Consider the following 13,723-nt stretch of genomic DNA (forward strand, 5'->3'; position numbering starts at 1 on the left):
CTATTAAAAAGGAACGGTGGTTGCTAGAATACTAGCAATACCACCTGTCAGCTCGCTTGTTTTTCTACTTGTTCGGGGAGACGAAACGCTGTCTTGTGCTTCATCATGCCGTAAATAATGTTGACTAGTCTCCGCATCACACATACCAATGCTTGCGTTGGTGTTTTGCCTTCTTCTTTCTTGCGGTTGAAGTATTCGTAAAACAGTGGATTACGTGGTTTCTTGCTACCTTTTGAAACTTGTACCTGCTGGACAGCTAGGTTATAAAACAAACCATGAAGTATCCGATTACCCTGTCTGCTTTTTTGGTTCGTACCTTTGCCGCCGGAACTGAAATTGACAGGGGCTATCCCTGCAAAACGTGCCAGTTTATCTGCGCTGGCAAAACGGCTAATGTCGCCTATTTCTGCCACTAGAGAAGATGCCGTTACCAAATCTATGCCTGGCATCGTTTCTAGTTGGTAGTCTAGCCGTTTCATCATACCTTGCAGTTCGCCTTCTACATATTCGATTTCCTTCTTGTTGAACTGTATATCCCGCATATGGCTCTTGATTAGAAAGTCTCGTTGTTCCTGATAGCTTCTGGTTGTGTCTCCATCTGCATGCACTAGTGCCAGTATTTCTTCTGCCTTCCTTGTCGAACACGCATTGTTACTTGATTTCCGTAAAAACTCCGCAAATTCTTCGACCGAGACACCGTTTAGTACGTGTGGGGCAGGGTACTTCTCCCAAAAAGCCAGCGCACATTTTCCGTCGATGTCGCTAAAGAACTTTTTGTAACTTGGGTAATGGTAACTGAGTTGGGTGTGCAATTGGTTTTTAAGGGAGATCAATCCCTTCACCAAGCCATTCCTTCTCGTCACCAGTTGACCAATCGTCCAGTATACGTCTTGCGGGTTTGCGGCGGGTAAGATGTCCAACTTGTTTAACAGGATTCTTGCTACACACTCCGCATCCCAGCTATCGCTTTTTTGTGTGGTCGGGTAACTTTGGCGCTCGGCATACGACAGAGCAGAATTGACCTCCTTCACCTGCTGTTTATTTTCTAACAGGTACACCGCTAACGAACGACCATACCCGCCTACATCTTCCAGTCCATACACAGGGATCATGCCTCGATTCTTGAATTGCTTGACATACGTGATCAGTTCATCAAAAGCGGCCGGCTTGTTCTCAAACGTAATTTCCCCCAGCTTCTCGTTCCAGCAGTTGATCACCACCGCCGTATGTGTTTTCTTGTGCAGGTCAACTCCAATGTAAATATGCTTCTGTTTGTAGTGCATGCAAGGCATCACCTCTGTCTATGAAGTACGTTAAAAGGTAAAAAATGTCGGCAACCTCAGCTCAAGCGTTAGTCAACAAGTGACCCGCAACGGGACGCCAGCCAGTCCATTTTCTAATCGTTCAACGTCTGATGCTTAACATATGACAAAAATCCTGATTTTTTTAAGCTCAGAGCAAAAATATTTTCACTTTTTCTCCCTTTGCCCCATTTGACAGGACAAGAGCGCTTTAGCTAGTTGTACATGCAAAAGGTCATTTCGCAAGTTGTTGCATACGGTATGCACCGCTATAAAAATTTCTTCCATCGAGATTATGTGGTACTGTGTCCCTTTCTGACACGTATGTTCCAGTAATACCATCAAGTAAGCTTCGCACGTGCGGATACGTGTGAGCAGTCGTTCTTCCTCCTCTACCTTCCGTTCATATTGCGCGGTGATTTCGTCCATCTCCGCTCACCTCTCCTTCATACGAGGTAACAGTTATGTATCGATGCGTAGTATACGACTTCTTCCAAAATCTGCACAACCCTGTATGTTTCCTGTCGTTTTCCTCTGTGGGAAGGTCGTATACTACTAGTAACCGTTACTACTTAGGAGAAAGGAGACTATACATGCCGTCTCTCGTTCATATTCGCCTCGCTGAGATACTAAAAGAAAAACAAATGACTCGACATCAATTTGCCCTGCAAGCAGGCTTGCGCCCTAGTACCGTGAGCGATCTATGCAATCGTCCTGTTCACCGCATTTATCTCAGCACGATTGCTACCTTATGTGAAACGCTTAACGTGTCCATCAGCGATCTACTCGTTGTTGAACCTGCCGATTAAGCCTGATCCTCTTTGTGATGGGATGGGAGATATGCAAACAAGCTTTTCTGCTTTAACCAGGGAGGTATCTTCTCCATACCTCCCAAGTTTTCAGCGGCTTTCTTTAATTGCCGTTCATTCCTTGCCTTTTCTCGTTCTAAATGTGTTAGGTGAAACTCGAATTGATTCATCGTCATATGTTTTGCTAGAAAGTACATTCGTTTCGAGCGAACATACTGAATCATGTCTTCGCACGCTGCAATTCTCTCCTGTGCTTGCATCGCCTTTTTTGCGTAATTGGTTCTTCTCATGGGTTTGTCCTCCTCGGATATGTCTAATGCCTGTAGCTTATTCCCACTGCATAACCGCTTGCTCCCCCTTCAAATGGTCAGCAGGTGGTTTTTCCTTTGATTCGCTTCTGAAAGGTGGAGATAAGGGCATAACTGCTCCTTCACTATGTCCGATTCCTCCGTCCATCGTCGCTCGTCTTCTCTCACCGGGACAAATCCATTCGGAATCAGTCCATGAGTTTTCCCTAGTAGAATATCTGTGCCGCGCCACGAGCATCCTGCCTTCCGCAAATCTCGTAAATGTTCATAATAGGTGGTAGGTTTGTAGTTCTTCTTGACAAATGCTTCGCCAAGCGTAGCCATCAAGTGCCATGTGCTAAACAAGCGACCTGCCCGTCTCTCCCCATACAGTTCCGTCAATCGTTGCTGGACAGCATGAATCGTACACACCAAATTCATGCCACTCTGCCCTCGTCTTACTACTTTTGCCATCTCCGCATCATATACGCCTTTCAGATAATCGTCTGTGACTTCCGAAACCAATGGCTGATGTCCAAAGTCGTCACGTAGTTTCTTGGTGCGTATTTCCACCTCTGCCCGCAGAATTGGATCGGCGAGCTTTTGCAACCGTTCTGCCTCTACTTCCCCGAACACATTGATAATCCGTTTCCTATCGTGCTTACGAAACTCTGAGCCTTTATGATAATATTTCACACATGTCGATTCCCCTTTGAGAAATATTCCGTGTCTCCCATACGTCCTTACTTCTTTTCTCCCACACTTTTCGCCTAGATGAAGCCCTCCTATCCATGCTTTCACAGCCTGTTCCGACTGCAATATAAACACTTCCGCCCAATCGACCCGCCGTACTTCCCACAACAAGGCGGAAGGTAAAGTCACACCTAACCATTCTCCTACTTTCTCTACCAGCCATACCATCGCCGCCTGAAAATGCTCGGGGCCGCCGTACACGTTATGACCCATGAGCTGTTTATGTACGCTACATTCTAGCGTTACAAATGGTTCACACTTGATGTTCCTGCCCCCAAACCCACGTTTTGACCTCTCTACTTTCACTGAGATTCGTGCATCAAACGAACCTTCCAAGCTTTTCGTCGTAAAGGAACGCAAAACTTCTCCAGACGGTTTGTCCACTTTTTGCTGTAGAATACTTTGTTGCTCAATCTTCACTGCTAGTTCTTCACCAATAAACAGTGAACGTAGGGTAACTGTATCAATCGCCATTGTTTAATACTTCCCTTCTCGAATGTTGTTCTTGTAAGCACAAGCGCCAGACGATTGCCTCACATCGTCTTAACGGTTAAGCGTAGTTTTGTTCCGTGATACTACTGGACAACACTTGTTCATCATCTTCTGTATCCATTTTTTCGCTACGCCTTTTCTGTCCATGATGGCTCCTCTTAGAGACATATAATAAAACCAAAGAAAATATTAAATCCTTAGTGCAACTTTTTTACTCCTCCAATCCAACTTAAAAATAAACGCAAAAAAGCACTTGAAATCACCAATAAAAGTGTTTTCCAAGTGCTTGAAGTTTATGTTTTCTAAGATTTCAAAGTTTGGGCAAGTTAGCAGTATCCCCTGAACCACAATGGGATACTGTACGGAGATTATGGCACATGCTTTGTTTGGAGTCAACAATAACGTTTAACCCTGTGAGATGGTTCGCTCTCGTTTGTATCTCCCCTCATCGGTGTCATTTGTGGTACGCCTATATGAGAACGTTGTCTAGCTGGGTTCTCGTTGCTCTGCTGTTTATCCCTCCTGTCCCCTAGTCGAGTACACCTAACTCACGACGCATTTCAATCTCCAGTTCACGTAACCGCCTTTGCTTTTTGACCAGTTCCTCAAACCATTCCTTGTCCTTCATGGCTAGAGCCATGTCAATCATTTCGTCGTAGTCTTCTGAACACATCATCATCCGTTCTTTGAATTCGCTCATTTGTCCAGCCTCCCAATGTCTACGTAATGATTAGCTGATCTGCCTTACCTTGTTCCACAACTGGCGGCTAATGATGCGTGGGAAAACGTCTTTCTGTCTGATGCCGTTCTGCTCTTTTTGCCCGTTGTACATGTTGAACCCTGTGTACGTCTCATTGTTCAAAATGTTTTGTACCTGTACGACTGTCCAAGCCTTTCCTGTCTTGGTATGGATACCAGCGTTGTTCAGCAACTTGGCGATGCGATAAGGGTTTGTTCCTTCTACATATTCCTGAAAGATGTATTTTACGGTGCTGGCTTGCTGGTTATCCAGTTCAATGTTTCCGTTCCACAGCCTGTAGCCATAAGGAATACCTCCGCCAGCGTATTGATTCTTTCTAGCCGTAGCGATTCGTCCGTTTCGGGTACGTTCATTGATGGTTGCACGTTCAAACTCAGCAAAACCGCCAAGCATTTGCAAGAAAATCTTCCCTTGCGGAGTCGAGGTATCCATTCGCTCCGTCACACTAATGAACGCCATGCCGTGTGGTTCCAATTCCTCTTCGATCAAGTCCAGCAGATGATTCAATTGACGATGGATACGGTCTGATTTCGTCACGACAATTCCGCCAACCTCATGTTCGGGCTGCTGAATGTAATGCAGCATCTCTTGATAACCATCTCGTTCTATTGTGCTGCCGCTAACCCCTTCGTCCTTGAAGATCGCTGCCAGTTGCCAGCCCTGACTCACGCAAAACGCTTCAATCTGCCTTACCTGTTCACTAATGGATGTGTTCTCCATCTGACCGTCCGAGGAGATACGCACATAGCCTACCCATTTCTTGACCTTCGTTTCCTTCATGTAAATGCCTCCTGTTTTTTGTAACACCATACGACCTTACGGAAGGCATTTACAACCCTCTTTATCCTTTTCGCCGCTCGTTAACCGTGATCGTGGTAAGACATTTTTACATTCATTTTTAGATGCCACGCCTTCTGCGGTAGTAAAAAGGAGCGAAACAAAGCGTGTGCTCTGTCTGCTCCTGTCTTCATCCTTGAAACTTGCTTCTCGCTTGGTGCAGTATCTCGACCAACTGGTCTAACGAGCCATCGCTTTTCTGCTTCTGCATATCCCTGAGCTTGCCGTTCTCCCGAATAAGTGCCGCAACATTCATCTGCACTTTGGTGATGGCATCTTCAATGGCTCTAATCTCAGCAGGGTCAGGCTTGTCCTTCTGTTCCTCCTGCTGAATACGTTGAAGCATTCGCCTAATGCGTAACGCTGAAAGTCGATACTCGCTATCCACCTGTACATTCGGGTCGGTTGAAACCTGATGGTACAACTCTTGCTCTTCCTCCGTTAGCGTATCTAGCCAGATCGTTTCATACAGTCCATGCTTCAAGGCGTTTTTGTTGCCTTTCAGGCTCTCGCTATGCTTCGCCCTGTCCTTCGGACCCGTGGATTTTCCACCATGCAACTTGCAACGTCCATTCTTTAGAGCCGTTTTTTTACAAGCTTCACCGCTTTTCGTCTTGGCTCCGCATCGTTTCTGTTCCATTTTCACATCCCCTAACCTCATTTCATGGGGTATCGTTTCCCCGACCCGGGAGGTCATCCTGCCTCCAAGCTGTTTATCTATCTGTTTCAATACATGTTCACTATTCTTGTTCATCTTCTTCAAGAAATGACTCCTTTAATGCTTTCCTTCTACTTTCTTCCCTCTGTTTCTTATGCAACCGAAACTCCTCAAGCTGTTCCGTTTTAGCAATAAACGTAAAGCAGTCAAAGTACATACGTGTTAGTTCTGCTTTCGTTTCGATTTCGTGGTGTAACAGTTCCCATAAGAATTCTTCATGTTTCGTCATTGTGCTATTTCCTCCTATGACTTTCGTATTTGGTTGCTCTCGTGGTTTCGTGTCTGTTGCGGTAAAATGTCCTTGGTCGTACATTTGAATGGGTGCGGCTACCTACGAGCGTTTGGCTGCATGTGTTATTCCTTGGATTGCTGTACCTTTCGTTCCCAGTATCTGCGCTCGTACTCCTTCGCTTTCAGCCGATTCTCCGGATTCTGCCTCCATTTGCGCCGATACTCACGTTCGTATTGTTTTCTGTATTCTCGGCGTACTTCCAATGCTTCCGGACTCAATGACTTCATTAGCTTATCCCTCCAGTTCAGCTAACCGTTTCTTTTGAACAGCCAAGCATCTTGATGTTTCCTTCATTTCTTCTTCTGCTCGTCGTATCATTGCTACTGCTTCTTCCTTCACTTTTTCAAGCTCTGTTTGTTGTCGAGCCAACATATTTTCGTTATAGGCACTCTTCTCCTTCAACACACATGCTTCAATTTCAAGTTCATTCATGTTGCGAATCGCTTCTAACCTCTCATGATCGTCTAGCTGATCTGCTAATGAGGTCAATCTTTTTGCTTGGTCAAGCAACTGATTTACTTCTGTCATCACCTGTGCGTCGGTTCGTCCTGACTGTTCCAGCTTATCCGCTTGGTTTCTTAACTCTCTGGCTTGCTGGTAATTCTCCACGATTTGTGCTCTAATCGCTTCATACTCTGCTTGTGCCTGTGCAATTAATCCTGTTCCCTCTGCTGTCGTTACCTGTTCACATTTTGCCATTCGTTTCATCCTCCTTTGATTTTGAACATGCAAAAAAAGCTCATTCCTACTCATAAAAACAAGTTGGAAAGAGCTTTGAAAGTTTATCAAGTGTTTGAATTGTTTAGTGTTTGGTTTGTTGGTTGTATTGTACGATCTTGTTGTTGGAGTTGTAAATGGACTTACACCAAAACCCATTGCTCTATTTACAAGGTTTCATAATCCGGTTTCATAGTCTTCTATTAGATGTGACCAATATCCTTCAACATCCTTCATTGCTACGGGATCAATTTGACCGTACAACCTACGTAGCTCAATTGCATAATTATATGAAGTAAATTCACCTTGTTGCATCATTTTCATTGCCACTTTATTTCTTATTAAATGAAACAAAAAAAATGTTCTCAAGTTTTTATTTAGCATATAAATTTGAGGTTCATGATAGGAAGAGCTAGTAAAAAACTCATTGCTACTTTCTTTCAAGTACAGTCCATATTCGCAAAACGAGAAATGACCAATTTTTATAACTTGCACATCTTCAAATAATAATTTTTGAAAATCATCGAATCCATAAAATACAAAATCAGCAAATTCTTCCGGAACTCCAACATCGATCATAAAGTCAGCATTTTCACGAGTTATTCCAACATTAACCAATTTATCGAAATCATATTCTCGTATTTCTGACCCATAATATTTGCGAATCTCTCGAATATCAAAATCCATGCTCTCACTCCTTTAACTTTTCAAGCTCTTTAGCCAATTCAGCATTCCCTCGATCTCTTGAAGCCTTGTCCCCATACTCAACACTATAGGTTACTTCAGCGTCAGGAAATTCTTTAGCAAGAAGCTTTTTACAATCATGGCCACCAAGAATGCACGGTTCTCTTTCAGTATAAACTCGATGAACTTTATACGTCTGTCCGTTTAGTTCAGCAGCATTTTTTTCCTCTACCAATACCTTTTCGGAATGCACTTTTTTTAATTCTACACTCCCATCCGCCTTTACTACTGGTCGTGATGTGCTTTCAACAACCTTCAAATACCGAACACCATCTATTTCAATCTCTGCCACTACAAGATTTCTTAAATCGTATATTTGATTTTCAATTCGATACTTTTTCGCCATGGCACTTAAATCTGTTTCACCATACCCAACTTTTATTGGAGGTTTTGAATTAGCCCCTATATTACCTGAACTAGGTTTTCCTCCCTCCTTAGTCTCCCATGTAACATTTTCATCTCCATATTTAGATTTAAAATATGCATCCCAATCTTCGCCGAACATGGGATTCTGAGCTTTTCCACTACCACCTTTACCCGTCCCCTCAGTATCCCTCTGCTCTTGTTCTCTTCTCTATCCCGTTCTTCCTTCCCATCCCTAGGACGATGATGCCCTCCACCACCGCCTCCATTACCAGACAAATCATCATGCCGAACAAAACAAAACGTAGCACCGATGGATTTTATGCGGCACTTTGGTAAACCCCTTATGCTGTGACGTAAACTGACTCTCTTGGCTCACCTTGTCCATGTACTCATTTGCGGCTTGGTTATTCTTAATCAACCAGAGGTTACTCATTTTCATTACCATCCTTTTCATAGTTTTATTCCGCTGCATGGCGGCTATGAAGTTGGGAAGGTGGCTAGCCTACACGTTACCTTACCTGTTATATGTCAACTGGTCGTCACCAGATTCATTTCTTCACTGTAACAATCGCGATAACATGCCATTCTGTTGCTGATAAAATCAAAAATATTTTCGATTTAGCCCCCACTACTATTAATTGTCGTGCTACACATCCTTAAAGGTGCGATTGGTTAGTTTCTCATCCTCTCTATCAGGGCGACGTTATTTACAGTTGTGATTGATTTCAAAAAACTGCGAGAAAACGAAGCTAACAAAAAACAGGTCAATCATGGTGGTAACTGACCATAATCGACCTGTTCAAAGTAAGGGAATAGCGATATTTAGGTTATAAAATTAAAGCATTTGATGTGCGTACAAACGATATGGAGAAATCTTCATACTGGTATTACATGCGTTAAGTCTGTAATTGGTAGAATGATGGATTCATTCCCCACCGGGTGCTGTCTATCTCATTAACAGCCGCTCATACTTTCTCGATAGTTATGTACGTTGTTTGTGATATAAGTGATTACCCTATTCGCTCAGTATCATAATCCGATTTCATAATCCTCTATCAGACGTGACCAGAATCCTTCAACGTCCTTCATTGCTTCAGGATCAATTTGTTCAAATAACCCACGTAGCTCAATCGCATATTTATATGAATTAAATTCACCTTCTTTTCTCATTTTCGTTGCCACTTCATTTTTAATTAAATCGAACAAAAAAAATGTTCTCAAGTTTTTATTTAGCATATAAATTAGGGGGGCACGAAGGGAAGAAGTAGTGAAAAAACCATCACTACCTACTTTAAAATAGAGATCTTTTAATTTACGCCCCTTATAATCCGCATAATGACCGATTATAATAAATTGTGCACCGTCAATTAATGTTTTTTGAAAATCATTTGCGTCATAGAATACAAAATTATCGTATTTCTCTGGCACTCCAATACTAACCATAAAATCAGCATTTTCATGACTAATACCAAGTTCAATCAATTCAAAGTAATTATAGTCTCGTAATTCAGTATCATAATAATCGAGAATCTCATGGATATCAAATTCCATACTCTCACTCCTTTAATTTTTCAAGCTCTTTAGCTAATTCAGCATTTCCTCGATCTCTTGAATTCTTGTCTCCATATTCAACACTATAAGTTACTTCAGCATCAGGAAACTCCTCAGCAAGTAGCTTTTTACAGTTTTGAACATCAGCATTACAAGGTTCTCTTTCAGTATAAACACGATGAACTATGTATTTTTTTCCATTTTTTTCGAAATAATCTTTCTCCTCTGCCAAAGCCATTTCAGAATGTATATTTTTTTCCTTTTCTTTTCCACCCGGCTTTACTTCTATTCTCTTTGTACTTTCAAAAACCTTCAAAGTACGAACGCCATCTACTTCAATCTCTGCCACTACGAGATTTCTCAAGTCAAATGCTTTATTATCAATCCGATACTGTTTCGCCATAGCACTTAAGTCTGTTTCACCATACCCAACTTGTTTAGCAGGTTTTAAAATAACCTCTTTATTAACTGAACTATCTTTACTCTTATCACTAGTCTCCCGTAAAACATTTTCATCCCCATACTTAGACTTAAAGTATGCATCCCAATCCTCGCTGAACATTGGCTTCTGAGCTTCCCAATTGGGATTACCATCATTACCCGTTCCCTCAGTATCCGGCTTCTTATCTCCTTGAGGATCATTTTTCTTAGTACTATCACCCTTACCCTTAGGAGGCGTAGAATGATTCGAATTCCCAAAGTCGCCGTTCACTACCTTTGGCAAATCCTTCTCATCAGGAATGTCGAGAGGTTTTTCAGCATGTTGAGCATGTCCTGTCCTCGCCTCAGTATCTGGCTTATTACTTCCTTGAGAATTATTTTTGTTCGGACTATCTGCCTTACTATTCAACGATGGAGAATGATTGGAATGCCCAGAATCTCCGTTCACTACCTTTGGTAAATCCTTCTTATTAGAAGTGTCGAGAGGCTTTTCAGCATGTTGAGCATGTCCTGTCCTTGCCTCATTATCTGGCTTATTACTTCCTTGAGAATTATTTTTGTTCGGACTATCTGCCTTATTATTCAGCGATGGAGAATGATTGGAATGCCCAGAATCTCCGTTCTCTACCTTTGGTAAGCCCTTCTTATTAGAAGTGTCGAGAGGTTTTTCAGCATGACCAGTCCTACCATTCCCTGCATCACTATTGAGATGATTACTGCCACGACTGCCTCCAATGTTACCAGGCAAATCATCATACCGCATCCAATAAACCATAGGCTGACCCGTAACAGCATCTCTGAGAACGACAACTCTTCCATTAAACACACCAGTCATCTGCTTGAGGAACTTATCAACTTTTTCTTGTAATTCAATCATCGACTCTGCAAAACTCTTACCATGCGTCTTTAGCTTTCTATCCTTAAGCATGGCGCTCATTGCGTCATCGATACTGGAATTAGGCAAAAGGACACCTTTCCCATTCCCATCATGGTCACCAGATTTTTTCTTGCCATGAGGCCCATCCGGCCCATCCAGCTTATCGGCCATTTTCACTGTCCGCGTAACAGCTGTACCTGTACCAGCACTTAGAACCGTTAGCCCTACCTCTGCTACCACCATGTCTTTCTTAAACGCATTCTGGCCCTTCGCATAACTCTCTTCTTCCGATCTGGTCCACAAACCGCCGTTAAACAAGTTTTCTTGTTTGTATTTCTCTTCCTTTGCGAATGGATCGATATAGTCATCGTATAGCCCTTGTCCAAGCTTTCCTATATCTGAAAGGATTTCATCGCCCGACTTCTTGCCCGTAACCGTATCTCCCACATAATTGAGCGTATCGTTTACGCCTTTCTCGATACCTTTCACAATGCCATTGCGTTCCCTCAGTGTGCCAACTTCTTCGCCGCTTACAAATTCATATAAATCTTGCGTATTCTCGTCTCCGACAAATCCTGTCAGCAGCATATCTCCGGCATCTACGGCGGTATTCCACAAGCCTAACAAGGTGTCTCCAAAAGCATCTAATTTCCCTTTCGCCTCAGATAATTGGTTGTTGACAGTTCTGCGCAATATGACGGCAGCCAAACCATTTTCCTGAACGTCCTTTTCAAACGCACTTAATATCGTCGGAAACGCATGACGAACAGACGCCTCCAGCTTAATCTCCTCACTGCTGGATTTGTTTTCCTCCAACAGCTCTATCGTATCCGACGCCGTTTTCACGTTCAAGCTCTCAGTCCCGGACAAAGACACCGCTGCCCCTTTCAAGGTCAGGGCACCACTCGCACTGATATTCACATTCGAGGTACTTTTCAGACTGATGCCTACATCCTTGTTCATCGAGATGTAGAGCATCCCTTCCTGGGCCGTCATCGTCAGCTCTTTATCCCCGAGCGTAAACTCTTTCCCCTGCGGATTCCCAAATGTCTTCACACCTGGGTCCTGCATTTGCCGCTCTTGCTTCTCGGCAGCCGCTCCTTTGGGCGCATGGCGCACGGAGTTCATGACCATGCCGTCGTCTTCATCGTCGCTTGGGAAGTATAGCTTTACCTTTGAACCGAGCTCGGGCATGAGGTACAAAATTTGGTTGCCTTCCGCTGCGTACGGGAACCACTGGGCCTTGCTTGGCTCTTGCTTTTTATCCATGTTCAGGTGGAGCTTGACCTGATTGCGTCCGATTTGAATCACTTTCCCGTCGATCGCCGCACCAATGATGGCCTTGTTGTACAGCTTCGTTTGCTTGACGGCTTCTGGCACGGCGCAGACGTAGCTCCACCTCAGGAGTCCCTGCTCCAGCTTCCCAGTCACTTTTGTAATGACAAACGTTTGCCCTTCCCGCCGCACCTCATCTCCGATTTGCAACAGGTCGTCGTAATCGAAGGCGTATGTCGTGTACTGGTACTCGCTGACGGACGAGGAGCCGTTTGCGGCTTTTTTCATGTACGGCGCGATGGCCCGGTTGACCTCGTATGGCGATTCCTCATCCAGCTTGATTTGCTTGCGTCCCTCGGGCATGCCGATCCACAAGCGTACCTTATGCGCACTCAAATCTGGGACGAGAACGGCTCCGACATGGGACGCGATTCGTCTTAAAAAGGTCCAGTCTGTCTCCTCGTACTGCATGATGTATTTGCCCTGCTGGCGGTCGTCGAAGGCTTGATCGATGACATCTCCACCGTGATAGACGGACATGATCTCGTCTACAACATCCCGGTACAACCGATTCACCTGTTGAAACGAACGTGTTTTCACGCTCAGATCCAAGGCATATGTATGCGACACGGCCTTTATCGTGACGTAGTGAATGTCTCGTACGACCTTGATCTCCACATGATCCAGCCGCCCCATGAATATCGGCTGTTTTTCCCCGCCTTCCACCTTGTACAGCTCGATGGGATCGTGGGTGCCGGCACGATTGATGATCTCGTCCTCTTTGTCTTCCGGGACAATTCCTGTGATCGTGAGCTTGGCATGCGTGCCTGTTTGATGGACGAACTCTAGCTGGTCTAGCCGGATCGGTCCATATGGCCAGACGACTTTTATATCCTGATAGGTCATGACGCCACTTGTACGCTGCATGTTCTCTCCCCTCCTTCTCTAGCAAGCGCGGGAAGTGTCAATCCTGACCGTCTTTTTCAATCGTGATGATGCCTGAACGATTGCAAACGAGCTGCGACCTGCTCAGCAAGGCATGCTCGTTGTCGATGAGCACATCGTGTTTTCCATCTGTCCATTTTGAGAACGTCAGTGGTACACACACATCTCCTCCTGCTGCTTTGCAAAACCCAAAGCATCCGATATTCACGCCGGGGACGTGATCGGCGACATTCATGACAGGCTTGTTAAGGCTATAAACGCCATGGCACCAGGGTAAATTCAAAATGCCGGGGTCGGTTCCCTGACTACACTTGAGGGTCGCTCCCCGCACGACATATGAGTACTCGGGGCTGAACAACCCCATTGTAAGTGCTTGAAGTAACGCTAGCATCATTAGACCTATCTCCCCTTCCAAAAAAATCCTCCGCAAGCAACTTCCATATTTCGTCTTATTTTTACATTCCATCTAATAATCGGGATATATTGGAAAATATTTTATGGGTCAAACGTCCTGTTTCCTTATTTTTCTAAGGAACCCAAAAAGGCTCCCACCAACGC

Annotated in this window: 16 protein-coding genes; 1 reads left to right on the forward strand and 15 read right to left on the reverse strand. The window is 44.1% G+C overall.

The genetic code is table 11. The annotated features are described in order from the left end of the window. Window positions 1-47: 47 nt before the first annotated feature. Together HPY31_RS18795 and HPY31_RS18800 are read right to left on the reverse strand one after the other, a co-directional pair. Window positions 48-1,283 carry an IS110 family RNA-guided transposase gene (locus HPY31_RS18795; protein WP_172141960.1) on the reverse strand — a complete coding sequence of 412 codons (1,236 nt, stop codon included), beginning with the start codon at window positions 1,281-1,283 and terminating at the stop codon, window positions 48-50. Between the two features lie 186 nt (window positions 1,284-1,469). Next, on the reverse strand, window positions 1,470-1,730 hold the full coding sequence (locus HPY31_RS18800) for a hypothetical protein (protein WP_172141961.1): 261 nt from the start codon (window positions 1,728-1,730) through the stop codon (window positions 1,470-1,472). Window positions 1,731-1,894: 164 nt separating this feature from the next. Between HPY31_RS18800 and HPY31_RS18805 the strand changes: the two genes are divergently transcribed. Then, on the forward strand, window positions 1,895-2,110 hold the full coding sequence (locus HPY31_RS18805; RefSeq protein ID WP_172141962.1) for a helix-turn-helix domain-containing protein: 216 nt from the start codon (window positions 1,895-1,897) through the stop codon (window positions 2,108-2,110). Here HPY31_RS18805 and HPY31_RS18810 read toward each other — a convergent pair. From HPY31_RS18810 to HPY31_RS18870, 13 genes are all read right to left on the reverse strand, one after another. After that, entirely contained in the window at window positions 2,107-2,400 is a 294-nt protein-coding gene (locus tag HPY31_RS18810) for a hypothetical protein (RefSeq protein WP_172141963.1), read from the reverse strand. The two genes, HPY31_RS18805 and HPY31_RS18810, sit on opposite strands and share 4 nt — an antisense overlap. A 69-nt stretch (window positions 2,401-2,469) precedes the next feature. Beyond that, window positions 2,470-3,624, reverse strand: a complete 1,155-nt coding sequence (locus tag HPY31_RS18815; RefSeq protein ID WP_172141964.1) for a phage/plasmid replication protein, II/X family — start codon at window positions 3,622-3,624, stop codon at window positions 2,470-2,472. Window positions 3,625-4,171: 547 nt separating this feature from the next. Next, window positions 4,172-4,342 carry an IDEAL domain-containing protein gene (locus HPY31_RS18820; protein ID WP_172141965.1) on the reverse strand — a complete coding sequence of 57 codons (171 nt, stop codon included), beginning with the start codon at window positions 4,340-4,342 and terminating at the stop codon, window positions 4,172-4,174. A gap of 30 nt (window positions 4,343-4,372) precedes the next feature. Continuing rightward, window positions 4,373-5,182 carry a recombinase family protein gene (locus tag HPY31_RS18825; RefSeq protein WP_253901869.1) on the reverse strand — a complete coding sequence of 270 codons (810 nt, stop codon included), beginning with the start codon at window positions 5,180-5,182 and terminating at the stop codon, window positions 4,373-4,375. Window positions 5,183-5,369: 187 nt separating this feature from the next. Then, window positions 5,370-5,879 carry an HGGxSTG domain-containing protein gene (locus HPY31_RS18830; protein WP_216675717.1) on the reverse strand — a complete coding sequence of 170 codons (510 nt, stop codon included), beginning with the start codon at window positions 5,877-5,879 and terminating at the stop codon, window positions 5,370-5,372. A gap of 100 nt (window positions 5,880-5,979) precedes the next feature. Next, entirely contained in the window at window positions 5,980-6,186 is a 207-nt protein-coding gene (locus HPY31_RS18835) for a hypothetical protein (RefSeq protein WP_172141968.1), read from the reverse strand. Between the two features lie 125 nt (window positions 6,187-6,311). Further along, complete coding sequence (locus HPY31_RS18840) at window positions 6,312-6,476, reverse strand: hypothetical protein (protein ID WP_172141969.1); 165 nt, start codon at window positions 6,474-6,476, stop codon at window positions 6,312-6,314. A 4-nt stretch (window positions 6,477-6,480) separates the two neighbouring features. Then, window positions 6,481-6,948 carry a hypothetical protein gene (locus HPY31_RS18845; protein ID WP_172141970.1) on the reverse strand — a complete coding sequence of 156 codons (468 nt, stop codon included), beginning with the start codon at window positions 6,946-6,948 and terminating at the stop codon, window positions 6,481-6,483. 195 nt (window positions 6,949-7,143) lie between these two features. Further along, window positions 7,144-7,653, reverse strand: a complete 510-nt coding sequence (locus HPY31_RS18850; RefSeq protein ID WP_172141971.1) for a hypothetical protein — start codon at window positions 7,651-7,653, stop codon at window positions 7,144-7,146. 4 nt (window positions 7,654-7,657) lie between these two features. Further along, window positions 7,658-8,215, reverse strand: coding sequence for a nucleic acid/nucleotide deaminase domain-containing protein (locus HPY31_RS18855; protein WP_172141972.1), 558 nt, complete (start codon window positions 8,213-8,215; stop codon window positions 7,658-7,660). Window positions 8,216-9,105: 890 nt separating this feature from the next. Further along, entirely contained in the window at window positions 9,106-9,627 is a 522-nt protein-coding gene (locus HPY31_RS18860; protein WP_172141973.1) for an SUKH-4 family immunity protein, read from the reverse strand. A gap of 4 nt (window positions 9,628-9,631) precedes the next feature. After that, on the reverse strand, window positions 9,632-13,147 hold the full coding sequence (locus tag HPY31_RS18865) for a nucleic acid/nucleotide deaminase domain-containing protein (RefSeq protein WP_172141974.1): 3,516 nt from the start codon (window positions 13,145-13,147) through the stop codon (window positions 9,632-9,634). A gap of 37 nt (window positions 13,148-13,184) precedes the next feature. Then, complete coding sequence (locus tag HPY31_RS18870) at window positions 13,185-13,559, reverse strand: DUF4280 domain-containing protein (protein ID WP_016741794.1); 375 nt, start codon at window positions 13,557-13,559, stop codon at window positions 13,185-13,187. Window positions 13,560-13,723: the final 164 nt, after the last annotated feature.

It is taken from the genome of Brevibacillus sp. HB1.3 (assembly GCF_013186635.1).
GTDB lineage: Bacteria > Bacillota > Bacilli > Brevibacillales > Brevibacillaceae > Brevibacillus > Brevibacillus brevis_D.

Bases quoted from the DNA above. Each gene is read 5' to 3' on its own strand.
- HPY31_RS18795 (WP_172141960.1), bottom strand. From the start codon at position 1,283: ATGCACTACAAACAGAAGCATATTTACATTGGAGTTGACCTGCACAAG.
- HPY31_RS18800 (WP_172141961.1), bottom strand. From the start codon at position 1,730: ATGGACGAAATCACCGCGCAATATGAACGGAAGGTAGAGGAGGAAGAA.
- HPY31_RS18805 (WP_172141962.1), top strand. From the start codon at position 1,895: ATGCCGTCTCTCGTTCATATTCGCCTCGCTGAGATACTAAAAGAAAAA.
- HPY31_RS18810 (WP_172141963.1), bottom strand. From the start codon at position 2,400: ATGAGAAGAACCAATTACGCAAAAAAGGCGATGCAAGCACAGGAGAGA.
- HPY31_RS18815 (WP_172141964.1), bottom strand. From the start codon at position 3,624: ATGGCGATTGATACAGTTACCCTACGTTCACTGTTTATTGGTGAAGAA.
- HPY31_RS18820 (WP_172141965.1), bottom strand. From the start codon at position 4,342: ATGAGCGAATTCAAAGAACGGATGATGATGTGTTCAGAAGACTACGAC.
- HPY31_RS18825 (WP_253901869.1), bottom strand. From the start codon at position 5,182: ATGAAGGAAACGAAGGTCAAGAAATGGGTAGGCTATGTGCGTATCTCC.
- HPY31_RS18830 (WP_216675717.1), bottom strand. From the start codon at position 5,879: ATGGAACAGAAACGATGCGGAGCCAAGACGAAAAGCGGTGAAGCTTGT.
- HPY31_RS18835 (WP_172141968.1), bottom strand. From the start codon at position 6,186: ATGACGAAACATGAAGAATTCTTATGGGAACTGTTACACCACGAAATC.
- HPY31_RS18840 (WP_172141969.1), bottom strand. From the start codon at position 6,476: ATGAAGTCATTGAGTCCGGAAGCATTGGAAGTACGCCGAGAATACAGA.
- HPY31_RS18845 (WP_172141970.1), bottom strand. From the start codon at position 6,948: ATGGCAAAATGTGAACAGGTAACGACAGCAGAGGGAACAGGATTAATT.
- HPY31_RS18850 (WP_172141971.1), bottom strand. From the start codon at position 7,653: ATGGATTTTGATATTCGAGAGATTCGCAAATATTATGGGTCAGAAATA.
- HPY31_RS18855 (WP_172141972.1), bottom strand. From the start codon at position 8,215: ATGTTCGGCGAAGATTGGGATGCATATTTTAAATCTAAATATGGAGAT.
- HPY31_RS18860 (WP_172141973.1), bottom strand. From the start codon at position 9,627: ATGGAATTTGATATCCATGAGATTCTCGATTATTATGATACTGAATTA.
- HPY31_RS18865 (WP_172141974.1), bottom strand. From the start codon at position 13,147: ATGCAGCGTACAAGTGGCGTCATGACCTATCAGGATATAAAAGTCGTC.
- HPY31_RS18870 (WP_016741794.1), bottom strand. From the start codon at position 13,559: ATGATGCTAGCGTTACTTCAAGCACTTACAATGGGGTTGTTCAGCCCC.